The sequence below is a fragment of the uncultured Sphingomonas sp. genome, from assembly GCF_964243315.1.
Lineage (GTDB): Bacteria > Pseudomonadota > Alphaproteobacteria > Sphingomonadales > Sphingomonadaceae > Sphingomonas.
In genome coordinates this window covers 1-22016 of the sequence record NZ_CAXTEM010000051.1, presented here as the reverse complement: position 1 = coordinate 22016, position 22016 = coordinate 1, and the positions used below count along the sequence as shown (strand labels likewise).

24 protein-coding genes and 1 tRNA gene are annotated in these 22016 nt (G+C 66.3%); 16 read left to right on the top strand and 9 right to left on the bottom strand.

The window, feature by feature from the left end; all coding sequences use genetic code 11:
• Positions 1 to 2: 2 nt before the first annotated feature.
• From ACFE77_RS12935 to ACFE77_RS12925, 3 genes are all read left to right on the top strand, one after another.
• Positions 3 to 78, top strand: a tRNA-Ala gene (locus ACFE77_RS12935).
• 110 nt (positions 79 to 188) lie between these two features.
• Positions 189 to 935, top strand: a complete 747-nt coding sequence (locus ACFE77_RS12930) for an NUDIX hydrolase (protein ID WP_375422056.1) — start codon at positions 189 to 191, stop codon at positions 933 to 935.
• Positions 935 to 1666, top strand: coding sequence for an extensin family protein (locus ACFE77_RS12925; protein ID WP_375422055.1), 732 nt, complete (start codon positions 935 to 937; stop codon positions 1664 to 1666). The genes ACFE77_RS12930 and ACFE77_RS12925 overlap by 1 nt, the downstream gene beginning before the upstream one ends.
• Before the next feature lie 6 nt (positions 1667 to 1672).
• On the opposite strand, the gene ACFE77_RS12920 is transcribed toward ACFE77_RS12925, so the two are convergent.
• The 4 genes from ACFE77_RS12920 to ACFE77_RS12905 form a co-directional block, all read right to left on the bottom strand.
• Entirely contained in the window at positions 1673 to 2230 is a 558-nt protein-coding gene (locus ACFE77_RS12920) for a hypothetical protein (RefSeq protein ID WP_375422054.1), read from the bottom strand.
• A 473-nt stretch (positions 2231 to 2703) separates the two neighbouring features.
• Positions 2704 to 2958 carry a hypothetical protein gene (locus tag ACFE77_RS12915; RefSeq protein WP_375422053.1) on the bottom strand — a complete coding sequence of 85 codons (255 nt, stop codon included), beginning with the start codon at positions 2956 to 2958 and terminating at the stop codon, positions 2704 to 2706.
• An 86-nt stretch (positions 2959 to 3044) separates the two neighbouring features.
• Positions 3045 to 3821, bottom strand: coding sequence for a transglutaminase family protein (locus ACFE77_RS12910; protein WP_375422052.1), 777 nt, complete (start codon positions 3819 to 3821; stop codon positions 3045 to 3047).
• Between the two features lie 87 nt (positions 3822 to 3908).
• Positions 3909 to 4661: a Bax inhibitor-1 family protein gene (locus ACFE77_RS12905; RefSeq protein ID WP_375422051.1), complete on the bottom strand. Its 753-nt coding sequence runs from the start codon at positions 4659 to 4661 to the stop codon at positions 3909 to 3911.
• A 123-nt stretch (positions 4662 to 4784) separates the two neighbouring features.
• Here ACFE77_RS12905 and thpR point away from each other — a divergent pair, with 123 nt between their 5' ends.
• Positions 4785 to 5351, top strand: a complete 567-nt coding sequence (thpR, locus tag ACFE77_RS12900) for an RNA 2',3'-cyclic phosphodiesterase (RefSeq protein WP_375422050.1) — start codon at positions 4785 to 4787, stop codon at positions 5349 to 5351.
• Between the two features lie 41 nt (positions 5352 to 5392).
• A complete protein-coding gene (locus tag ACFE77_RS12895) occupies positions 5393 to 5908 on the top strand; it encodes a superoxide dismutase family protein (protein ID WP_375422057.1) in 516 nt (171 codons plus the stop codon).
• A 4-nt stretch (positions 5909 to 5912) separates the two neighbouring features.
• Here the strand turns inward: ACFE77_RS12895 and ACFE77_RS12890 are convergent, their stop codons facing one another.
• The 3 genes from ACFE77_RS12890 to ACFE77_RS12880 all read right to left on the bottom strand — a co-directional run bounded on the left by ACFE77_RS12890 (position 5913) and on the right by ACFE77_RS12880 (position 9419).
• Positions 5913 to 7469, bottom strand: a complete 1557-nt coding sequence (locus ACFE77_RS12890) for a spinster family MFS transporter (RefSeq protein ID WP_375422049.1) — start codon at positions 7467 to 7469, stop codon at positions 5913 to 5915.
• A gap of 61 nt (positions 7470 to 7530) precedes the next feature.
• Positions 7531 to 8211: a hypothetical protein gene (locus ACFE77_RS12885; protein ID WP_375422048.1), complete on the bottom strand. Its 681-nt coding sequence runs from the start codon at positions 8209 to 8211 to the stop codon at positions 7531 to 7533.
• Positions 8184 to 9419: a TIGR04063 family PEP-CTERM/XrtA system glycosyltransferase gene (locus ACFE77_RS12880; protein WP_375422047.1), complete on the bottom strand. Its 1236-nt coding sequence runs from the start codon at positions 9417 to 9419 to the stop codon at positions 8184 to 8186. Before ACFE77_RS12880 ends, ACFE77_RS12885 begins: the two co-directional genes overlap by 28 nt.
• 87 nt (positions 9420 to 9506) lie before the next feature.
• On the opposite strand from ACFE77_RS12880, the gene ACFE77_RS12875 reads away from it, so the two are divergent.
• From ACFE77_RS12875 to ACFE77_RS12865, 3 genes are read left to right on the top strand one after another with little or no spacing between them, the layout of a single operon-like run.
• Positions 9507 to 9641, top strand: a complete 135-nt coding sequence (locus tag ACFE77_RS12875) for a hypothetical protein (protein WP_375422046.1) — start codon at positions 9507 to 9509, stop codon at positions 9639 to 9641.
• Positions 9634 to 10986 carry a putative O-glycosylation ligase, exosortase A system-associated gene (locus ACFE77_RS12870; RefSeq protein WP_375422045.1) on the top strand — a complete coding sequence of 451 codons (1353 nt, stop codon included), beginning with the start codon at positions 9634 to 9636 and terminating at the stop codon, positions 10984 to 10986. Before ACFE77_RS12875 ends, ACFE77_RS12870 begins: the two co-directional genes overlap by 8 nt.
• Positions 10983 to 12044 (top strand): acyltransferase family protein, encoded by a 1062-nt coding sequence (locus tag ACFE77_RS12865; RefSeq protein WP_375422044.1) that lies wholly within the window; start codon positions 10983 to 10985, stop codon positions 12042 to 12044. The genes ACFE77_RS12870 and ACFE77_RS12865 overlap by 4 nt, the downstream gene beginning before the upstream one ends.
• Here the strand turns inward: ACFE77_RS12865 and ACFE77_RS12860 are convergent.
• Positions 12004 to 12561, bottom strand: coding sequence for a type 1 glutamine amidotransferase domain-containing protein (locus tag ACFE77_RS12860; protein WP_375422043.1), 558 nt, complete (start codon positions 12559 to 12561; stop codon positions 12004 to 12006). The two genes, ACFE77_RS12865 and ACFE77_RS12860, sit on opposite strands and share 41 nt — an antisense overlap.
• Before the next feature lie 106 nt (positions 12562 to 12667).
• Here ACFE77_RS12860 and ACFE77_RS12855 point away from each other — a divergent pair, with 106 nt between their 5' ends.
• From ACFE77_RS12855 to rplL, 6 genes are all read left to right on the top strand, one after another.
• On the top strand, positions 12668 to 13678 hold the full coding sequence (locus tag ACFE77_RS12855; RefSeq protein WP_375422042.1) for a DNA topoisomerase IB: 1011 nt from the start codon (positions 12668 to 12670) through the stop codon (positions 13676 to 13678).
• 60 nt (positions 13679 to 13738) lie between these two features.
• Positions 13739 to 14953 carry a mechanosensitive ion channel family protein gene (locus ACFE77_RS12850; protein ID WP_375422041.1) on the top strand — a complete coding sequence of 405 codons (1215 nt, stop codon included), beginning with the start codon at positions 13739 to 13741 and terminating at the stop codon, positions 14951 to 14953.
• 132 nt (positions 14954 to 15085) lie between these two features.
• Positions 15086 to 15517 carry a 50S ribosomal protein L11 gene (gene rplK, locus ACFE77_RS12845; RefSeq protein WP_375422040.1) on the top strand — a complete coding sequence of 144 codons (432 nt, stop codon included), beginning with the start codon at positions 15086 to 15088 and terminating at the stop codon, positions 15515 to 15517.
• A 4-nt stretch (positions 15518 to 15521) separates the two neighbouring features.
• On the top strand, positions 15522 to 16214 hold the full coding sequence (gene rplA / locus ACFE77_RS12840; protein WP_375422039.1) for a 50S ribosomal protein L1: 693 nt from the start codon (positions 15522 to 15524) through the stop codon (positions 16212 to 16214).
• 344 nt (positions 16215 to 16558) lie between these two features.
• Positions 16559 to 17074 carry a 50S ribosomal protein L10 gene (gene rplJ / locus ACFE77_RS12835; RefSeq protein ID WP_375422038.1) on the top strand — a complete coding sequence of 172 codons (516 nt, stop codon included), beginning with the start codon at positions 16559 to 16561 and terminating at the stop codon, positions 17072 to 17074.
• Positions 17075 to 17141: 67 nt separating this feature from the next.
• Positions 17142 to 17516, top strand: a complete 375-nt coding sequence (rplL, locus tag ACFE77_RS12830) for a 50S ribosomal protein L7/L12 (RefSeq protein WP_375422037.1) — start codon at positions 17142 to 17144, stop codon at positions 17514 to 17516.
• Positions 17517 to 17764: 248 nt separating this feature from the next.
• On the opposite strand, the gene ACFE77_RS12825 is transcribed toward rplL, so the two are convergent.
• On the bottom strand, positions 17765 to 18214 hold the full coding sequence (locus tag ACFE77_RS12825; RefSeq protein WP_375422036.1) for a hypothetical protein: 450 nt from the start codon (positions 18212 to 18214) through the stop codon (positions 17765 to 17767).
• 214 nt (positions 18215 to 18428) lie between these two features.
• Between ACFE77_RS12825 and ACFE77_RS12820 the strand changes: the two genes are divergently transcribed.
• Entirely contained in the window at positions 18429 to 18785 is a 357-nt protein-coding gene (locus ACFE77_RS12820; RefSeq protein ID WP_375422035.1) for a hypothetical protein, read from the top strand.
• Between the two features lie 464 nt (positions 18786 to 19249).
• A partial coding sequence (gene rpoB / locus ACFE77_RS12815; RefSeq protein ID WP_375422034.1) for a DNA-directed RNA polymerase subunit beta occupies positions 19250 to 22016 on the top strand: 2767 nt, incomplete at its 3' end.

Here is a 22016-nt window from a genome sequence, read left to right as displayed (position 1 = left end):
GCGGGGCTGTAGCTCAGATGGGAGAGCGCTGCAATCGCACTGCAGAGGCCAGCGGTTCGATTCCGCTCAGCTCCACCACCGCCCCGGATCGCCTGCCAGCGGCGATTAGCGCTGTTCGCGGTTCGACCGATCTGCCACCGCTTGGATAGCGCCGACCTACCGGCCCGACTTCCGAAAAGAGCGCGCCGATGACGTCGGAACCCCTACCCGCAGCGACGCTCGTGATCTTTCGCGACGGTCTTGGCGCGCCCGAGTTGCTGATGGTCGAACGCGCCAAGGCGATGGCCTTCGCGGGCGGTGCGCTGGTGTTCCCGGGCGGGCGGATCGATCCGGGCGACCATGCGCTCGCGGCGGCCCTGGGCACGGATGACGACGGCGCGGCGCGGATCGCGGCGATCCGCGAGACGATCGAGGAGGCCGGGCTGCCGATCGGGCTGCGGCCTATCCCTGATGCCCCGTCGTTGGCGGCGATGCGGGCGGGTCTTCATGCCGGCACGAGCTTCGGGGAGGTTCTTGCGACGGCGGGAACGTCGCTCGACCTGGATGCGCTGCACTACTTCGCGCGCTGGCGGCCCGCGCACGCGCAGATGCGGATCTTCGACACGCGCTTTTACCTCGCCAAACTGCCGAACGACGCGCCGGGTGCGGTGGTCGACGGCACCGAGAATGTCCGCCTGTTCTGGGCCACCGCGGCGCAGGTGCTTGCCGATGCGGATGCCGGACGCGCGACGATCATCTTCCCGACGCGCCGCAACCTCGAACGCCTGGCCTGCTATGCCAGCTTCCACGAAGCCACAGCCGACGCCGCCGCGCACCCGATCCGCACGATCACGCCCTTCGTCGAAGAGCGGGCGGAGGGCGCTTTCCTCTGCATCCCCGACGATCTCGGCTATCCGGTTACCGCGGAACGCATGACGAGCGCGATGCGCGGCTGATGCGGGCGCTGCGCCGCGTGATCGGCTGGCTGGTGGCGATCATCGCCTTAGCCGCCGCGCTGTTCCTGATCTGGGCGATGATGAGCGGTCGGCCGCAGGACCTGCCCTGGACGCCGCTCGATCTCGGCGAGCCGATCGGCCTGTCCACCGGCAGGAAGCTCGCGGCACTCGGCAGCGACTTCGGGCAATGCCGGGCGCTGCTCGATCGTGCCGGGGTGCGCTACACGACGCTGCCCGTGCGCCGGGAGGGCGCGCATTGCGGCTATGCCGACGGGGTGCGCTTCACCGCGGGCGGCGCACGGCGGATCGGCTTCGCGCCCGCGGCATTGGGGATCGCCTGCCCTGTCGCGGCGGCGCTGGCGATGTGGGAATGGAACGTCGTCCAGCCCGCGGCGCAGCGTCACTTCGGCAAACGCGTCACGAGGATCGATCATTTCGGCAGCTTCAACTGCCGCCGGATCTACGGTCGCGACTCGGGCACATGGAGCGAACACGCTACCGCCGACGCGATCGATGTAGCCGGCTTCCGCCTGGCCGACGGCACCCGGATCACCGTGGTCGGCGACTGGCGCGACACGGCTGCGCGATCGGCGTTCCTGCGCGAGGTTCGCGACGGAGCCTGCACGCTGTTCGCGACGACCTTGTCACCCGACTACAACGCCGCGCATCGCGATCACCTGCACCTCGACCAGGCGAACCGCGGCACGCTCGGATGGCGGGCGTGCCGCTGATCCTCGTCAGTTGGACAGCGTCGCCGACCCGGTGTCGACCTTTTCGACCCAATGCGGGAAGAAGGCGGGCTGCCGGTTCGACCAGCCCGACGCGGTCGCCGCGGCTTCGCTGATCGACTGGAGCAGCTTGCGCCGCAATTCCGGATGCAGGTGCGGGAGCGCGGCGGCGGCGCAGAACGCGCTCGGCAACCACGGCCGGACCTCGGCGCCGATCAGGCGTTCGTAGAGGAAACGGAACGCGGAGAAGCTGGTCAGCCGGCCCTGCCCCAGATCGAACGCGACCAACGTCACCAGCGGCGCCAGGAACGGCTCGACCGCCTGTAGATCGGCATCGTCGGGCACCATCTCGCGTAGCTCGGGCAGGTTGCGATAGATCCGGGCCTGCGCCCGGATGCTGGCGGATTCCACGACATCGCGCGACCAGCGCGCCATCGCATCGTCGCGGTCGAGGCCGACATCGAGCGATCGCCGGATGTAGCGCTGCGTGGCAGCCGGGAACCCGGCGAACTCCTTCATCTCGGCCAGTGTCATCGCGCCTTCGGCCGGCTTCATTCTCGAACCCATATCCGTCACCCCGCCCCGCCAGTGATACCGGCCGACTATATGGCAAGGTGGTTAACGCAACGCTTACCGCCTCGTCGTCCGATATTCAGATGGCATCATGAAAGCTGTTGCGCCGCAACATGGCTTGCGACGAACCGAGCGGTGAGGGCCGCTATCAGCCTGACGTGAGGATTTGCGGCAACAGAGGCGGGTGCCAACGTAGAGTCGTGCGCGACCAAGTTGATACGCCGTAGCCCCTCCCCTTCAGGAGCGGCGGGTGAGCCGCGCCCCGCGCGGTTCAGGTCAGGCCGGGGGCCTGACCGACCCGGCACTGGGTTGGGGTGGGGCAGTGCCGCAAGCGTGCCATTCGCGGATAGGCCCCTCCCCCAGCTCCTCACCTTAATGGGAGGGGAGGGGAGAGCAGATCCGCTCGCGAGCCACGCTAGGTGGAGGGTAGAAAATGCGAGGGCCGATAAACGATCAGCCCCGTCGCATCACTCCCTGCCGCGCAGCTTGCGCTCGGCTTCCTCGTCGAAGCCCGACGACGGCGCAGGCTCGTTTGCCGACGGCTGGGTCGAGGCGGGCGGATCGCTAGCGTCCATCGACTCGTCGAGAGCATTGTCCAGCCGCGCATCCTTGCTGTCGGGGTTCTTCTGCAAGCGGCGGGCGATCGACTTGTCCTGCCCCGCATCGTCGCGGCCGGGTGCGACCGAAAGGCTGTCGAGCGCGCGCTGGTCGATATCGGTCATGTGTTCGATCCTATCCGTGTTCGCCCGCTCGCGGGCTTGTTTCCGGTACGTGTCTGAAACGGTCGGTGCGTCCGATCCGTTCCGGTCTAGACCGTGACCACACGCACCGACTGACGCCGCATCTCGGTCCTGCCGAACGCGGTCATGAACGCGATGTCCGTGGCATCGCGGCCGACGCAGACTCGCGCGATGTCGCGACAATCGGCCATTCGCGTCGCGTCCACCAGATGCCACCCACGGTCGAGCCACAAATCGGCGACGGCATGGAAATCGGGCGGATCGACGCCCGGTGCATAGGCCGAGACGCATCGCGCCGGGATCCCGCCGGCACGGGCCAACGCCACCAGCAGGTGGGCATAGTCTCGACAAACCCCCGATCGACTGGCGAAGGTATCGAGCGCGGTGGTCTCGCCCGAACTCGCGTTGCTCACATAGTCAAGGGAGCCGGCGACCCATTCCACGAGTGCGACCGCGAGAGCACCGCCGGTGACGCCGCCGAACTCGCGGTGGACGAAACCCTCGAACCGATCCGATTGGCAGTAACGGCTCGGCAGCAGATACGGGATCAGGTGGCCGTCGAGATCGCGCACCTCGGTCGCGGCGAGGCCGTCGAGCGCGATCGTCGGGCGATCGATCTGGACGGTCGCGCGATACTCGGCATGCCACGCCCCCTCGCCCCGCCCGAGGCAGCGCTGCCCGATCCCGTCCTCCCCGATCACGGCGCGGATCGGCGAGTTGCTGAAAACGCTGAGCGACTCGCTCAAGACGCGTTGGTCGGGCATCAGCGCTGCCTCGATCTGCAGCAGCACGTCCGATGCTTCCGCGAAATGATATTCGAGATCTACCTCGATCGAGAGCCGCATCAGGTTTCCTTGCTAGGCGGGGAAGCACGAAAAAGGGCCCGGCGAACCGATCGCCGAGCCCCTTGTGGATGGTCGTCTATGCGACGCTTAGTCGCGGTTGCCGCCGAACAGGCGAAGCACGAACAAGAACATGTTGATGAAGTCGAGGTACAGCGTCAGCGCGGACATCACCACCGCCTTGCCGACCATGTCGGTGCCGGCGACCTGGAAGTACAGGCTCTTCGTCTTCTGCGTGTCGTAGGCGGTGAGACCCGCAAACAGCAGCACGCCGACCGCGCTGATCACCAGGCCCAGCGGGCCCGACTGCAGGAACATGTTGATCAGGCTGGCGACGATCAAGCCGACCAGGCCGATGATCAGGAACGTGCCGAGCGCCGACAGGTCCTTCTTGGTCGTGTAGCCGTACAGGCTCAGCGCCGCGAAGCCCGAAGCGGTCGCGAAGAACGCACCGGCGATCGAAATGCCGCTATAGACCAGGAAGATCGTCGACAGCGACAGGCCCATCAGGACGGCGAACGCCCAGAACAGGATCTGCATCGTCGACGTGCTCATCCGCGACTGGCCGAAGCTCATCGCGAAGACGATCGCCAGTGGCGAGAACATCAGGATGTACTTGAGGATACCGCCGCCCATGAACACCTGCGCCGCGGGCGACGTCGCGCCACCCCAAGCGAAAGCGAGAGCGACGATGCCGGTCAGCAGCACGCCGGAAGTCATGTAATTGTAGACCGACAGCATGTACGACCGCAGGCCCGCGTCGAACGCGACGTCGCGCGTCGCATCGGCGGACCGTGCCTGGAACGGCGAAGCGTTCGGGCGGGGGTCAGACCAGTTTGCCATTGGGTGAATAACTCCTTCGTCCGGCCGAGTGCCGGTTAGGGCAAATATCGGCGTTCTTCCGGGGTAATTCAAGCGGAACCCTTTGGAGCGTGCGTGTCCAGCAACGGAACATTACAAAGGGGTATGATCCGCCTTTTCGTCGCGCTGCGCCCACCCCCGCCGATCCGTGCACGCCTGCTCGCCGCGATGGGCGATATCGGCGCTGCGCGGTGGCAGGACGACGCCCAGCTCCACGTCACGCTCCGCTTCATCGGCGGTGTCGAACGCCCGGTTGCGGAGGATGTCGCCGCGTCGCTGGCGAGCGTCCATGCCGACGCGCCGATTGTCTCGCTGGCGGGCGTCGATCGTTTCGCGCACCGCGGCCGCACCGACACCTTATGGGCGGCACTCGCGCCCCATGACGCCCTTCGCGCACTCCACCGAAAGGTCGATCACGCCTGCGTTCGCGCCGGACTGGAACCCGAACGTCGCGCTTATGTGCCGCACGTGACCCTTGCCCGCCTGCCAAGGGGCGCGGGTGCGGAGATCGAGATCGAGCGGTGGCTCGCATCGCAAGCAGGGCTCGCCAGCGATCCCTTCGCGCTGCCGCATCTGGTTTTGTACGAGAGCATTCTCGGACGCGATGGCGCGATTTACGAGCCGGTGATGCGCTGGCCTCTCGGAACCGCGGCGGCAGCACCGGGTTCGTGACGCAGGTTAAGGGAGAAAATGGCATGCGGATGTTTTTGGCGATGACGGGCACCGTGACGGCACTGGCGCTGGCGGGCTGTAGCGACCGGATGGAGACCGGCGCCCCCGTCGCGGGCGGCGCGACCGCCACCGCGATGCTGGCGAATGCGAGCGGCGCTGCCGTGGGTCGTGCGACCGCGACCGACGTGGCGGGCGGCTTGCGCTACACCGTCGACGTGAAAGGTATGCCGCCGGGCACGCACGGCGTCCACGTCCACATGACCGGGCGTTGCGATGCGCCCGACTTCACCACTGCAGGCGGTCATTGGAACCCGACCGCGATGAAGCACGGCGCGATGAACGCGCAGGGCCCGCACGAGGGCGATCTGCCCAATCTGATCGTCGGCACCGACGGCCGCGGCACGCTGGGCGTGACGATCCCGGGCGGCACCATGGCGGCGCTGCTCGACGCGGACGGCGCGGCTCTGGTCGTTCACGCTGCAGCGGACGACCTCAAGACCGATCCATCGGGCAATAGCGGCGGCCGCATCGCCTGCGGCGTGCTCGCGGCAAGCTGATTGGCTAAATGATCTCGCCCGCCGCGCGTGCCCGCTCCTCGCGGGTACGCTCGGCGGCGGGGACGAGGCGGTACGCCGCGATCGCAGCCGCCAGCGTGATCGGCACGCTCAGCAGCAGCGACAGCATGCCCGTCGACAGACTTCCCGACAGCGTCGACACCCGACCCGCCAGATACGGGCCCATCGCCAGGCCGATGAGCGTCGTCCCGATGAAGAAGGTGGCGGTAGCGGTGCCGCGCATCCGTGGCAGCACCATGTCCTGCGTGGTCGCTGCCGCCGCACCCAGCGCGCAACTCGCGGTCATTTGCGCGATGAACAGGCCGATGTAGAGGATCGGGGTCGACGAGGCGGTGAATGCCAGCGTCAGGAAGGGCACCGGCACGACAGCGCCGAAGATCACCACAATCAGCCGCCCCGCCGGGTTGGCGCGCCGCAGCCGGTCCGCGACGATGCCGCCGATCGTCACGCCCAGGAACCCAGACAACGCACCGGTCGATCCGATGAAGAAGCCCGCATCCGCTGGCGAGGCATGAAGGACACGGAGCGCATAGGGCGCGGCCCAGAAGCTCGCGGCGTAGCTCACGAACGCATTGAGGCCGTAAGCTACGACCGTGCACAGGAAAGCGGGCGTGCCGACGATCAGCGCATAGGTCGGAAGGTCGCGGCGCTTCAGCGCGTTGGCCCAGGAAAACACCGCATAGACCCCAATGCCGACCGCGACCCATTGCGGCCAGGGCTCGCCGATCGCGATCAGCCCGGCCACGCTCGCGACCACCACCGCCAGCCCGATCAGGTTGACGACGAACGCGCGGGCGCCGCCCTGCGCGGCACCGATCAGGGTCAGCGGCGGCAGGATCGTGACCAGTTCGCCAAGGAACGCGCGGAACGGTGCCGGGTGTTTCGCGGGTTCGGGGAGTCCCTCCACGGCGCCGCGGATCGGCTCCTTCAGCGTCGCGATCCAGATCGCCACCAGCAGTCCTGGAATGCCGACCGCGAGGAACGCCGCCTGCCAGCCGACCAGCCCGAACGGCCCGCCCCCCGGATAAGCCTTGTTCCAGCCCTGCACGATCAGTCCGCCGATGAATAGCGAACAGCCGCCGCCGACGTACAGCCCCGCCGAATAGATCGCGAGCGCGGTGGCGCGCAGCCGCTTCGGAAAATAATCGGAGATCAGCGAATAGGCCGACGGGCTCGCGGTCGCCTCGCCGATGCCGACGCCGATCCGCGCCGCAGCCAGATGCCCGCCGGTGCGCGACAGACCCGACAAGGCCGTCATCGTCGACCACAGGGTCAAACCGATCGTCATCAACCGCACTCGGTTCCAATTGTCCGCAAGCCGGCCGAGCGGGATGCCGAACAGCGAATAGAACACGCCGAACGCGGTGCCGTAGAGGAAGCCGAGATCCTCGTCCTTCAGCTTCAGGTCGCGCTTAATGTCTTCGGCGAGGATCGAGATCACCTGCCGGTCGACGAAGTTGAGGACGTAGACCAGGAACAGGATCGCCAGCACGTACCAGGCGTAGCGCGACGTCTTCTGGTCGGCCGCAGCGATCGTCGTCATGCTCTCTCCCCGCTCTTTGCGACGGGGTATCAGAGGCGTGCGGGTGCGCGAAGCGGTTTCGTCAGCGGGTTTGGAGGCGGCGGGGTCGGGCGGATTCCAGGCGCTGGAGCAGCGATTCGATGGTCGGTTTTACCGATTCGCCGTCGTTCGGCGCGGGGGCGTCCGGCATTGACGGCGTCAGGTCGACCGTCTCGATCCACTCACCCGCGGCGAGCGGCTGCGGCACCAGCGGCGTCACCGGGCGAACCGGCTCGCGCGGCACTTCGGGAATTGCGGCGGGATGGAAGGCGGCGATCGGTTGATCGAGATCGGCAGGGATCGGGCGCACCGCGGGCGGCGGACCCGGATCGGGCACCGGTATCGCGCCGAGATCGGCATGCGCGGACAGCGGCCGGCGCGGCGGCGCATCGGGGTGGGCGTCGGCGTGACGGATCACCGGGCGCCCCTCGTCGCCGATCGCGAGCTTGTTGAACAGCCCACCGGGACCGAACAACAGGAACAGCGCGGACCACACCACCAGCCCGGCGACCGCTCCCGCCCCTACCGCGATCGCGATCACCGCGAGACGGCCGAGCGGCGGCTCCGCTGCGGCGAGCAGCGTTGACAGGCCGGTGGATACCACCAGTTCCTCGAACGCAAACAAGTCCATCAGCAGCAGCGACGACGTCACCGCAGCCCAGGCAAGCAATGCGCCAATCGGCGCGATCCAGCGCATCAAACGCGAACGGGTAATTGCAGCCATTGGTCGTCCATCGACGCGGCCCCCACCAGCCGCTGGTAAACGGGCTCGTAACGACGAATGTTTGACGACCAGTTACGATCTTTGTCAACGAAGTCGCGTGCGCGACGTCTTTGCGCGTCCCAGCCGCTGCGATCCGCGAACCCGGCGACGAGCGCGGCGGCGAGCGCAGCGGGGTCGTCCGGCGCGAACAAGATGCCGGTGTCACCGTGCCGGATCAGCTCGCGGTGGCCGCCGACGTCGGACGCCGCGACGAGCTTGCCCTGCGCCATCGCCTCCAGCGGCTTCAGTGGCGTGACCAGGTCGGTCAGCCGCATTCGCTTGCGCGGATAGGCGAGGATGTCGACCAGCCCGTAATAGCGCTCCACCTCGGTATGCGGCACCCGCCCGACGAAGCGAATCGCCGCCGCCACGCTCGACGCGGCGGCCTGCGCGCGCAGTATTTCCGCCATCGGACCGCCCCCCACAAGCAGCAGCTTCGCCGCAGGACGCGTGGCGACGATCGCGGGCATCGCCGCGATCAGGTCGTCGAGCCCTTCATAATCGTAGAAGCTGCCGATGAAGCCGATCACGTCGCCGCCATCGACGCCCAGTGAACGGGCGAGCGCCTCGTCTCGCTCCTGCGGCGTGCCGAACAGCGTGAGATCGACGCCGTTGGGCGAGACGATGATCTTGGAGGGTGCGATGCCACGCGCGACCAGATCGCCGCGCAAGCCCTCGCAGATCACCGCGACCGCGTCCGCCCGTCGCACCGCCCAGGTCTCGAGCGCCCGCGTCGCGCGATACCGCGCCGATCCTTCGCGACCGGTGCCGTTCCCCACCGCAGCATCCTCCCAGAAAGCGCGAATCTCGTACACCAACGGCAGCCCGCGTCGCCGCGCCACGCGGAGCGCCGCGATCGCGCCGAGTACCGGCGAATGGGCGTGGAGGATGTCGGGCTGGAAGCTGTCGACTGCTGCATCGATCCGTCGCGCGAACGCCGCGATCCCGCCGATCTCGCCGATCGGCCCACGCGGCATCGCGGCGTCGGTACGGTGGAAGGTGATGCCATCGAACTGCTCCACCGCGGCGCCAGCGGGCCCCTGCCGTGGTCCGGTGACCGCAGCGACGGTCCACCCGAGCGCCTCCTGCGCCTTCAGGATCGCGCGGGTGCGGAAGGTGTAACCGCTCTGCAGCGGCAATCCGTGATCGAGGATATGGAGGATGCGCATGACGGCCGGCCCTGCCACGCCGCCACTTAACGCCGCGTCAACCGCCCTGCCCTAAGGCAGCGTCATCAAGCGCGGGAGGGCAGCGGCATGATCGACAATTTCGCGCTCGCCCTCAGCCACGGGCTGATGCTGCTCGCGGCGTGGCGCCTGCTGAAGATGCCTCGCCTCGATCGCGAGCGCGAGGATGGGACCAGCCGGCGCAGGAAACCGCCCGTTGCGTGATCTCGTCTTCGTCGCGTTCCTCGCTGCACTGTTCGGCATGGGGCTTCGCCGCCCGTTCCTGCTGGTCTGCGCCTATGTCTATGTCGATATCGTCTCACCGCAGCGGCTGACCTACCTTCTGCTCAATTCGGTGCCGATCTCGATGATCGCGGCGGCGCTGGCGCTGGGCGGCTGGCTGCTCGCCGATGACAAGCACAACGCGCGGGTGGCGCCGCGCCAGGCGCTGATCCTGCTACTGCTCTTCTATTGCTGGACTACCACGAGCGTCGCCGACTTCCCGATCGAGGCGCAGGAGAAATGGGGCTGGGTGTGGAAGGCGCTCGCCTTCGCCGCGTTCCTGCCCCTGACGCTGCGCACGCGGTTGCGGATCGAGACGCTGCTGCTGTTCATGATCCTTTCCGCGTCGTCGATCATCATCATCGGCGGCATCAAGACCCTCGCCTCGGGCGGCGGCTATGGCACGCTGAACCTGATGGTCGACAACAATAGCGGCCTGTACGAGGGCAGCACGATCTCCACCGTCGCGATCGCGATCATCCCGCTCATCCTGTGGTTTATGAAATACGGCACGGTGTTCCCGCCCGACCGGGAGCTGAGGGCCTTCTGCGTCGCGTTGATTGGCGCCTGCCTGCTGATCCCGATCGGCACCTCGACCCGCACCGGGCTCGTCTGCATCGGGCTGCTCGCGATCCTGTCGCTCCGCACCGTCAAGCGCCGCGCGCTCTACCTCGGCAGCCTCTTAACCCTCGCCGTGATCGCGGTGCCGTTCCTGCCCTCCGCGTTCACCGACCGGATGAACACGATCAAAACCTACAAGGCTGACGAGTCAGCCTCCACGCGACTGGCGGTTTGGCAGTGGACGATGGATTACGCCAAGGAACACCCGTTCGGCGGCGGGTTCGAAGCATATCGCCAGAACCGCATCCGCTACGATCTGGACACCAGCGGCGGCGGCGCCGGTGCCGGCGGCAACCGCGGCAACGGGGTCGAGGTCGACAAGGCCCGCGCTTATCACAGCGCCTATTTCGAGATGCTCGGAGAGCAGGGCTATCCGGGACTGGTGCTATGGCTGACGATCAATCTGATCGGGCTGGTCCGCATGGAAATGCTGCGCCGCCGATATGGCGATCCCGAGGGCGACTTCGCCTGGGCAGGATCGCTCGCGGGAGCATTGCAATCGGCGCACCTCGTCTATCTGCTCGGCGCCGCGTTCATCGCGATCGCGTTCCAGCCTTTCGTCTACATGCTGATCGGTGCGCAGATCGGGCTCGACACTTATCTCGGCCGCCGCGCTGCCGCAGCGAGCTTTCGGCCTATGCGAGCACCTCGGCTCCGGTTCGCATGAGCGAGCTGCGCGGCTTGACCAGCGCGCGCGGCATCGCGGCGTGGCTGGTCGTGCTTTATCATATCAGGCTGTCGATCGCAGGGCTTCCCGCGCCCCTGATTGCCGCGCTCGGCAAGGGCTACCTGGCGGTCGACTTCTTCTTCCTGCTGTCCGGCTTCGTCATCTGGCTCGCGTGGCACGACCGGCTGCGCGAGGGCGGTGCGGCCACGATCGCGCGGTTCCTTCAAAAGCGCATCGCTAGGATATGGCCACTCCACGCCGTCATGCTTGCAGCCGCGGCGGCCCTAGCGCTGCTGCTGGCCGCAACCGGTCGAGCCGACCCCGCCTTCCCCGCGGCCGAACTCCCGCTGCATCTGCTCCTCGTTCAGAACTGGGGGCTGACATCCGAGCTGAATTGGAACGACCCGGCTTGGTCGATCAGCTGCGAGCTCGCCGCCTATCTGCTCTTCCCGCTGTTCGTGATGTCGACCGACTGGCGCCGCATGCGCACGGCAACGCTGTTGGCGCTTGCGAGCGGGCTGCTACTCGCGCTCCACATCGTCATGCGTGACCAGCCGACGCTGGGTGCCGACATCCCGCGCTTCGGGCTTCTGCGCTGCCTGACCGAGTTCATGACGGGCACGATCGTAGCGGCATTGTGGCAGCGGACACGCGTAACTTGGACGCCGGCGGCGGGCGCTGCGTTGCTGCTCATGCTATGGGCTGCCGGCGCAGCCGAAACCCTTGTGGTTCCTACCACACTGGCGCTGCTGCTGCTCGCGCTCGCCACGCACAACCGTCACCGCGCCACGTCGGGCATCGTCGAGCGCGGTCTCCACCGCCTCGGCGAGATCAGCTATGCCACCTATCTTAGCCACTTCCTGCTGTGGAAGCTGTTCAAGCTAGCGTTCGTCCGCGACGCCGCGGCGGTCGCGCCGCCGCTGATCGCGCTCTATCTGTTGCTAGTACTCGCCGCATCCGCGGGTCTCTACCGTTTCGTGGAGAGACCCGCGCAACGCTGGATCAACGCCCGTGCGATCAGGCGTCTTCGTCTGCGAGTTCTTCCACGAGCGCGTTGATGATCGCCTCGTTGAACGCGGGGATGTCGTCCGGCTTGCGGCTGGTGATCAGGTTCTGATCGATCACCACCTGCTCGTCGACGACCTCCGCACCGGCATTTTCAAGATCGGTGCGGATCGACGGCCAACTGGTCAGCTGACGGCCATCGACGACATCGGCCTCGACCAGCAGCCACGGCGCGTGGCAGATCGCGGCGACGATCTTTTCGTCCTCCATGAACTCGCTGATGATCTCGATCGCCCGCTCCTGCATGCGCATCGTGTCGGGATTGGCCACCCCGCCCGGGAGCACCAGCGCATCGTAGTCGTCGGTATCGACATCCTCGAGCGTGATGTCGGGCGTGATCGTGTCGCCCTTCTCGCCGCCCTTCTCACCCTGGATCGCGTCGGTCTTGATCGATGCGAGCGTCACCTTCGCTCCAGCATCGATCAGCGCCTGTCGCGGCTTGAACAATTCGTCATTCTCGAACCCGTCGGTGGCGAGCATCAGCACGCGGGCTTGCGAAAGATCGGCCATGGTAAACTCCTGTGAACACGTGCGCGCTCAACCCGCCGCCAGCCCCGCCGTTCCGGAACGAAGCGCTGCGCCGGGCATTTCTGAGGACGTTACGGTGGAGCATCGAGTGGCAGGCAAAATTGTTTATTCCGACGACTCGAAGCCCGGCATCACCCGCAAGAAGGTTCGCGGCGGCTGGGGATATTGGGACCCCAAGGGCAACAGGATCACCGATCGTGAGGAGATCGATCGCCTGAGCGCGATCGGATTGCCGCCGGCGTATCAAAACGCCTGGTACAATCCCAAGCCGAACGGCCATATCCAGGCTGTCGGCTGGGACGAGAAGGGGCGCAAGCAATACCGCTATCATCTCGGCTTCCGGGAGGCGCAGGAGGCCGCCAAGTACGAGAAATGTGCCGATTTCGGGCATGCGCTGCCTAAGCTTCGCAAGAAGGTCGAAAGCGATCTCGCGCAGAAATCATTATCGCGGACCCGCGCGGTCGCCGCCGTAGTGCGGCTGCTCGACATCACGCATATCCGCGTCGGCAACGAAGCCTATGCGGACGCGAACGAGAGCTTCGGCGCGACCACGCTACGCACACGCCACGGCGAGGTATCGGGATCAACGCTCAAGCTGCGCTTCAAGGGCAAGTCGGGCAAGGAACGGTCGGTCAAGATCGCAGACGCGGCTCTCGCACGCGTGGTGAAGAAGATGCAGGACCTCGACGAGGAACATCTGTTCGCCTGGCTCGACGATGCGGGCGAGGCGCATCCGGTGACCTCGTCGGACGTCAACAACTACATTCGCGAGGCGACCGGCGAGGATTTCACCGCCAAGCATTTCCGCACCTGGGCGGCGAGCGTCACCGCGTTCGAGGCGCTGGCGTCCGCCGAGCGCGATCTCAGCCTCAAGACGCTGCTCGAGCCAGTGGTTGCCAAGCTCGGCAACACCGCCGCAATCGCGCGCAAGAGCTACGTTCACCCTTCGCTCATCGATCTCGTGAAAAAGGGACAATCGAGCTTCCGTACCGCGCTCCGCCTGCCGCGCGCGAAACGGTATCTGAGCCGCGAGGAGTGCGGGTTGATCGCATTCCTCGAAAAGGGCACTCCTCCCGCGGCCGAGGCCGCCTGCGGGTGACGCGCGGCAGGCAGCGCGCCACCTGATCGCGGGCACCCTGCCCGCTCGACGAGAGCATTGATGTCCAAGAATTCCGTTGCCGCCGCCGTCAAACAGCCGATCATCGAACGCCGCGACATCCAGCAGCAGGTCACCGACCTGATCAAGGCGACCGAGGTCTGGATCCAGACACACTGGCTGCAGATGTTGATCGCAGCGGCGATTGCGACCGCCATCTCGTTCGCGTTGTTCGGCGCGCGCAATCTCGGTGCGAAACTGGCGCGGCGCAGCGAGACCGGCACCGGCTGGCCCGCGGTGTTCGGACGCGCGATCACCAAGACCAATACCTTCTTCATCATCATGCTGGCTGCCAAGCTGGTCCTCAACGTCGCGGGCGCACCGACGCAGGTGGCGACCACGATCAACTTCCTGTTTACCGTCGCCGCGGTGTTCCAGGCCGCGGTGTGGGCACGCGAGATCATCCTCGGCGCCGTCGAGCATCGCGCCCGGTCCGAAGCCTATGCGGGCGAGGCGCTGGGCAGTGCGATGGGGCTGATCCGCATCCTCGTCACCTTCGCGCTGTTCGCGGTCGCGTTGATCGTGGTGCTGGACAATATCGGGGTGAACGTCACCGGTCTAGTCGCGGGTCTGGGGGTCGGCGGCATCGCGATCGGCCTTGCCGCGCAAGGCATCTTCGCGGACCTGTTCGCGGCGCTGGCGATCATCTTCGATCGGCCGTTCCGGCGCGGCGACAACATCAGCTACGACACCGCATCGGGATCGGTCGAGGGTATCGGGCTCAAATCGACCCGCATTCGCGGCATCGACGGCGAAGAGCGGATCATCTCGAACAAGAACCTGCTCGACAAGGAGATCCTCAACAACACGCTGCGCAACCACCGTCGTGCGCGGTTCGCGATCGGGGTCAATTACAACACGCCCGCCGATGTCTGCGCGCGGCTGCCGGCGATGTTCCAGGAGGTGGTCGAAGCCAATGGCGCGATCTTCGTGCGGGCGGGCTTCGTCGGGTTCGGCGCCTCAAGCCTCGATTTCGAGGTGCAGTTCGACAGCGACGGCGCCGACTACGCCCGCTTCTACGACGGCCGTACCGCGGTCGGCATCGCCCTCCTCAAGCGGCTGAACGACGAGAAGATCGACATTGCCTTCCCGACTCAGACGACGCTGACCGCGGCGCCCGACGGCACGCTGATCATGCCCTATCCCGAGGTGCAGAACGTCCACGCCGTCGACCCGGTCGGGCTGGCGAACAGTGACGGTCGGGACCGCCGCACCTGATCGCATCGGTTGCAAAATCATCGCGTTGCCGGTATCGGCCGCCGCTTCCATCGTCACAGCGTTGGGATTCTATGCGGGAGGATGCGGTCAGCCGCGTCCGATCGAACCGCTAAACTTGGAAAAGAGTGAGACATGGCAAAAAAGATTACCGGCTATATCAAGCTGCAGGTGCCGGCCGGCGCCGCGAACCCGTCGCCCCCGATCGGCCCTGCGCTGGGTCAGCGCGGCGTCAACATCATGGAATTCTGCAAGGCGTTCAACGCGCAGACCGGCGACCAGGAAAAGGGCACGCCGCTGCCGACCGTGATCACCGTCTATGCGGATCGTTCCTTCTCGTTCGAGACCAAGACGCCGCCCGCGACGTACCTGATCAAGAAGGCCGCGAACCTGAAGTCGGGATCGAAGGAGCCCGGCAAGATCTCCGCAGGCCAGATCAAGCGCTCCGCGCTCGCCGGCGTTGCCGAAGCGAAGATGAAGGACCTGAACGCCAACGACATCGAGGCTGCGACCAAGATCATCGAAGGCTCCGCCCGCGCGATGGGCCTCGAAGTAGTGGAGGGCTGAGAACATGGCCAATCTGAGCAAGAAGCAGAAGGCGATCACGATCGATCGTGAGAAGCTGCACGCGATCGACGAAGCGATCGCTCTCGCCCGTTCGGGCGCGACGTCGAAGTTCGACGAGACCATCGAGGTCGCGCTGAACCTGGGTGTCGATCCCCGCCACGCCGACCAGATGGTCCGTGGTGTCGTCACGCTCCCCGCAGGCACCGGCAAGACCGTCCGCGTCGGCGTGTTCGCGCGCGGTGCGAAGGCCGAGGAAGCCCTCGCCGCTGGCGCCGACGTGGTCGGGGCCGAGGACCTGATGGAGATCATCCAGGGTGGCACGATCGACTTCGATCGCTGCATTGCGACGCCGGACATGATGGGCGTCGTCGGCCGCCTCGGTAAGGTGCTGGGTCCGAAGGGCCTGATGCCGAACCCGAAGCTCGGCACCGTGACGATGAACGTCGCCGACGCGGTGAAGGCGGCCAAGGGCGGTCAGGTCGAGTATCGCGTCGAGAAGGCCGGAATTATCCATTCGGGCATTGGCAAGGCGTCGTTCGCGCAGGAAGACCTGCGTCGCAACTTCGACGCGCTGGTCGACGCGGTCGTGAAGGCCAAGCCGTCGGGCGCGAAGGGCAAGTATGTCCGCAAGATCGCGGTCAGCTCGACGATGGGCGCCGGGATCAAGGTCGACACCAACGAGGTCGTCGGGGCGTAAGCCTCGCGGTCGACCGGTAGCGGATAGAGGGGCCGGGAGAGCGATCTCCCGGCCCCTTCTCGTTCCCCGATTGACATCGCCAGCGAACCCGCTAATGGCCCGCACTCGCCCGGCTAGCCGGGCTTTCCGTCCGAGACAGTGGGTGACCGGGATAGGCCGGTCTTAATCTCCCACCGAGACGGGGACAGCTTTCTTGCCGCGTGCGCCCTGCGTGCCCGGCCTGCCACCCGTATGCGGGTGCGTGCCTTCCCCATCGATGGACAATCCCGGTGGCGGGGTTTCTCCTCCACCGGTCTGTAACCGGATCGATCGTCCGCGATCGGTCCCGACACGTGGAGAATGGCATGGATCGTGCTCAGAAGACCGAGTTCGTTGCCGAACTGAACCGCACCTTTTCCGAGGTCGGCGTGGTGGTCGTCACCCGCAACCACGGCCTCACCGTCGCGCAATCGACTGCGCTGCGTGGAAAGATGCGCGACGCCGGCGCGACCTACAAGGTCTCGAAGAACAAGCTTGCCAAGATCGCCCTGGACGGCACCGACTACCTCTCGATCGGCGACATGCTGACCGGGCCGGTGGGCCTTGCCTCCTCGATCGACCCGGTGGCCGCTGCCAAGGTAGCGGTCGAATTCGCGAAGACGAACGACAAGTTCGAAATCGTGGGCGGAGCGATGGGTGCGACCGCTCTCGACGTCGCCGGCGTGCAGGCACTCGCCACGCTGCCGTCGCTGGACGAACTGCGCGCCAAGATCGTCGGTCTCATCGTGGCACCCGCCACGAAGATCGCCACGATCGCGCAGGCTCCCGCGGCACAGCTCGCGCGCGTCCTGTCGGCGTATGCCGAGAAGGAAGCCGCCTGAACCTCTTCAGGCGCGAAGATCTTGAACTGACATCGATGGGGCGTCGCCCCGCATACGGAGAATGAACATGGCAGACCTGAACACGCTGGTTGACCAGCTGAGCGAACTGACCGTCCTCGAAGCCGCCGAGCTGTCGAAGATGCTCGAAGAGAAGTGGGGCGTTTCGGCGGCCGCAGCGGTCGCAGCACCGGCAGGCGGCGGCGCAGCCGCAGCTCCTGCGGTCGAAGAGAAGACCGAGTTCGACGTGATCCTCACCGGCGACGGTGGCAAGAAGATCAACGTCATCAAGGAAGTCCGCGCCCTCACCGGTCTCGGCCTGACCGAAGCGAAGACGCTGGTCGAGTCGGCTCCGAAGGCCGTCAAGGAAGGCGTCAACAAGGAAGAGGCCGAGAAGGTCAAGGCGCAGCTGGAAGCAGCCGGCGCGACCGTCGAACTCAAGTAATCGCGGCACTGCCGAAGATTGCTCCGGCGCAAGCCGGATCCTGACAACGAAAAGGGCGGCCCTGCGGGGTCGCCCTTTTTGCGTTTGTGGATGTTTCAAGGCGGCGTGGAGCAAGCCGGTCAGTTGGGATGACACTTACTCACCGTTCGTTTCGAACGAAGTCGAGAAACTGCTACGTCATACGCGGCGACAGGTTTCTCGACTTCGCTCGAAACCAACGCAGTGAGGAGTCGAACCAGCCTCTTGCGCTATCCCACCGGCGCGGTCGCATTCGGTCGCGCGGCCACGCGGTCGTACATCCTTGCGGGCTGATCGAGCCAGAACGGCGCCAGCTTTGCGGCGTCATCGCGCTCGATGCCGACCACGAAGGACTGCACCGCCTGCCCATTCGTGCCGTCGGTCGAATAGCGGCAGTTGGCGGCAACGACGGGAACGAACATCGGGCGATTGCCCGCGGTTAGCGGCCTGATCGAGTCGCGTGGCAGCGCGACGACGACACGGGCGACGCGAGTCTCGCCGGGCGCGAGGGCGAAGGCGGGCACCGCCGGCCGCGCGATCGGCCGGGTGAAATGATCCGCGATCTCCGCGCCTTGTTCGGCATGCGCGCTGAGCAGGACGAGCGCGATCCTGACGTCGGTGGCCGAAGCGTCGCCAACATTGACGACGGTGAGTTCGGCCTCGACGGTCGCGCTGAGCATGTTGAAGCCCGCACGCGTAGGCCGCAGCGTCAGCTCCAGTCTTGCGCGCGCTACGGGCTCTGCTGGCAGCGGTGGTTCCGGTGAAGTGGGCGGCACCACCGCGGCGGAAATTTCGATGTCATCGATCTCGTAGCGCGACGTCCGACCCCTTCGCAGGAGCGCGACAATCGCGGCAACCGCAAGCGCCGCGAGCCCCCCGGCCCACCAAATTGCGTTGCTGTCGCGCCTCCCCGCGTCGACCGGTTCGGACGAGACGGGCGTCGCGGACGCCACAGGCGAAGGCTCCACAGCCGAACCGGCGGCCGGCTCTGCCGTGGGTTGCGGCGATGGAGCTGCCGCGGGCGCGGGGGTCGGCGTGTCCGCACGGGGTACGACGCTAGGCGATGCCGTGACCGGCGGTGGCGTTCGGCGGGCTGGGGCGCTGGGTGATGCTGCGGCGGTTGGCAGAACGACCGTTGCGGGTGCCGGGGTCGGCACCACCGGAACAATCGTCGGTGTGGGCGTCGGGGCGGGCGTAGGAGTCGCGGCGGGCGTCGGCGTCTGGGTCGATTGGCCCGGCGGCAGGCTATAGCCCTCTAGCCCAGGCAGCGTCTGCGCGCCGACGGTAGCGCCTGTCGCGATCGCGGCCGATACCGCAAACCGCCATACGAAAGTCGAGATCGCCATCATCCTCAACTGGGTGCCCGGATCAACTGGTACAAGCGCCGCAACGGGGCGGACGCGATCGGGCCAACCGCGTCGCTCTACGATGTGCGGCCCGGCTGCCATCAGTGGTGCGACCAACCGCCCGTCGCAGTCGGCGAATTGCCCTGCCCTCCGAACTCGTTAGCGCGCGCGAAGGGTTTGACTTGATCCAACACCGCACTATATCAGCCTCTCACCACAGCTTTCGGGACATGATGCGCCGTCGCGCAGTGCATCGTACGAATGGGAAGCTGCCGGTTCCTTGGACGCCAGAAGCCGACGCAGCGATTGCGATCGGCTTTTTTGCGTCCCTACCTGCGTCCAATTTTCGGCTGACGAGGCAAAAGCTACATGGCTACCAAGGCGATCGACGAAGGCACTGCATCGCAGCGCCGCAGCGAAGGCGGCACCGCGAAGCGCCGCATCCGCAAGGTTTTCGGCAACATCCACGAAGTCGTGCAGATGCCGAACCTAATCGAGGTCCAGCGCGAGAGCTACGAGCAGTTCCTGCGCTCCGACAAGTCCACCGGCCATGTGTCGGGCCTTGAGAAGACGCTGCGCAGCGTCTTCCCGATCCAGGATTTCGCGGGCACCGCGTATCTCGATTTCGACGATTACGTCCTCGAGCCGCCGAAGTTCGATGTCGAGGAATGCCGTCAGCGCGGCATCACCTATGCGGCGCCGATGCGCGTCACCCTGCGCCTGACCGCGTTCGAGGTTGATCCGGATACCGAAGCCAAGTCGGTCATCGATATCAAGGAGCAGGACGTCTACATGGGCGACATGCCGCTCATGACCGAGAACGGCACCTTCTTCATCAACGGCACCGAGCGCGTCATCGTCAGCCAGATGCACCGGTCGCCGGGCGTGCTGTTCGATCACGACCGCGGCAAGACGCATGCTTCGGGCAAGTACCTCTTCGCCGCGCGCGTGATCCCGTATCGCGGTTCGTGGCTCGACTTCGAGTTCGACGCCAAGGACATCGTCAACGTCCGCATCGACCGTAAGCGCAAGCTGCCGGTCACGGCGCTGCTGTACGCGCTTGGCATGACCAGCGAGGACATTCTCAACCACTTTTACAACCGCGTGACCTATGTTCGCGGCCAGGGCGGCTGGGAAATCCCGTTCGCGCCCGAGAATTGGCGTGGCGTGAAGCCGCTGTTCGACATCGTCGACGCGAAGTCGGGCGAGGTCGTGTTCGCGGCCAGCCAGAAGATCTCGCCGCGTGCCGCCAACAAGGCGCAGAAGGACGGTCTCACCACCCTGCTGATCCCGACCGAGGAAATCTATGGCCGCTATTCGGCCTATGATCTCATCAACGAAACGACGGGCGAGATCTATGTCGAGGCCGGCGACGAGATCGGCGCCGAGAACCTCGAACTGCTCGACAAGGCGGGGATCGAGCGCATCGAACTGCTCGACATCGACCATGTCTCGACCGGTCCGTGGATTCGCAACACGCTGAAGGCCGACAAGGCCGAGGAGCGCGAGCAGGCGCTGTCCGACATCTACCGCGTCATGCGCCCCGGTGAGCCGCCGACGCTGGAGACCGCGGAGTCGCTGTTCTCGGGCCTGTTCTTCGATCCCGATCGCTACGATCTGTCGGCGGTCGGCCGCGTCAAGCTCAACATGCGCCTCGACCTCGATGCCGAGGACACGGTGACGACGCTGCGCACCGAGGACATCCTCGCGGTGATCAAGACGCTGGTCGGCCTGAAGGACGGCCGCGGCGAGATCGACGACATCGACAATCTCGGCAACCGCCGCGTGCGCTCGGTCGGCGAGCTGCTGGAGAACCAGTACCGCGTCGGCCTGCTCCGCATGGAACGCGCCGTGAAGGAGCGGATGTCGTCGGTCGACGTGTCGACGGTGATGCCGAACGACCTCATCAACGCCAAGCCAGCGGTCGCTGCGGTGCGTGAGTTCTTCGGCTCGTCGCAGCTGTCGCAGTTCATGGATCAGACCAACCCGCTGTCCGAAGTGACCCACAAGCGTCGCGTGTCGGCGCTCGGGCCGGGCGGTCTGACGCGTGAGCGTGCGGGCTTCGAAGTTCGCGACGTTCACCCGACGCATTACGGCCGGATCTGCCCGATCGAAACGCCGGAAGGCCCGAACATCGGCCTGATCAACTCGCTCGCGAGCTTCAGCCGGGTCAACAAGTACGGCTTCATCGAGACGCCGTACCGCAAGGTCGTCGACCACAAGGTCACCGACGACGTCGTCTATCTGTCGGCGATGGAGGAGGCCAAGCACACGATCGCGCAGGCTTCGGCCGAGCTCGATACTGCGGGCGGCTTCAGCGAGGAGCTGGTTTCGTCGCGGCAGGCGGGCGAGTTCCTGATGGCGCTGCCCGACAACGTGACCCTGATGGACGTCAGCCCCAAGCAGCTGGTGTCGGTCGCGGCGTCGCTGATCCCGTTCCTGGAGAACGATGACGCGAACCGGGCGCTGATGGGTTCGAACATGCAGCGCCAGGCGGTGCCGCTGGTTCGTGCCGAGGCGCCGTTCGTCGGCACCGGCATGGAAGAGACCGTGGCACGCGATTCGGGTGCGGCGATCTCGGCACGCCGTGCGGGCATCGTCGACCAGGTCGACGCCGCGCGCATCGTGATCCGGGCAACCGGCGACGTCGATGCCGGCAAGTCGGGTGTCGACATCTACACGCTGATGAAGTTCCAGCGCTCGAACCAGTCGACCTGCATCAACCAGCGTCCGCTGGTGAAGGTGGGCGACGTCGTGCAGGCCGGCGACGTGCTCGCCGACGGCCCGTCGACCGAGTTCGGCGAGTTGGCGCTGGGCCGTAACGCGCTCGTCGCGTTCATGCCCTGGAACGGCTACAACTACGAGGATTCGATCCTCATCAGCGAGCGGATCGTGAAGGATGACGTTTTCACGTCGATCCACATCGACGAGTTCGAGGTGATGGCCCGCGACACCAAGCTGGGGCCGGAGGACATCACCCGCGACATCCCCAACGTCGGCGAGGAAGCGCTGCGCAACCTCGACGAGGCGGGCATCGTCTACATCGGCGCCGAGGTCGAGCCGGGCGACATCCTGTGCGGCAAGATCACGCCGAAGGGCGAAAGCCCGATGACGCCGGAGGAAAAGCTCCTCCGCG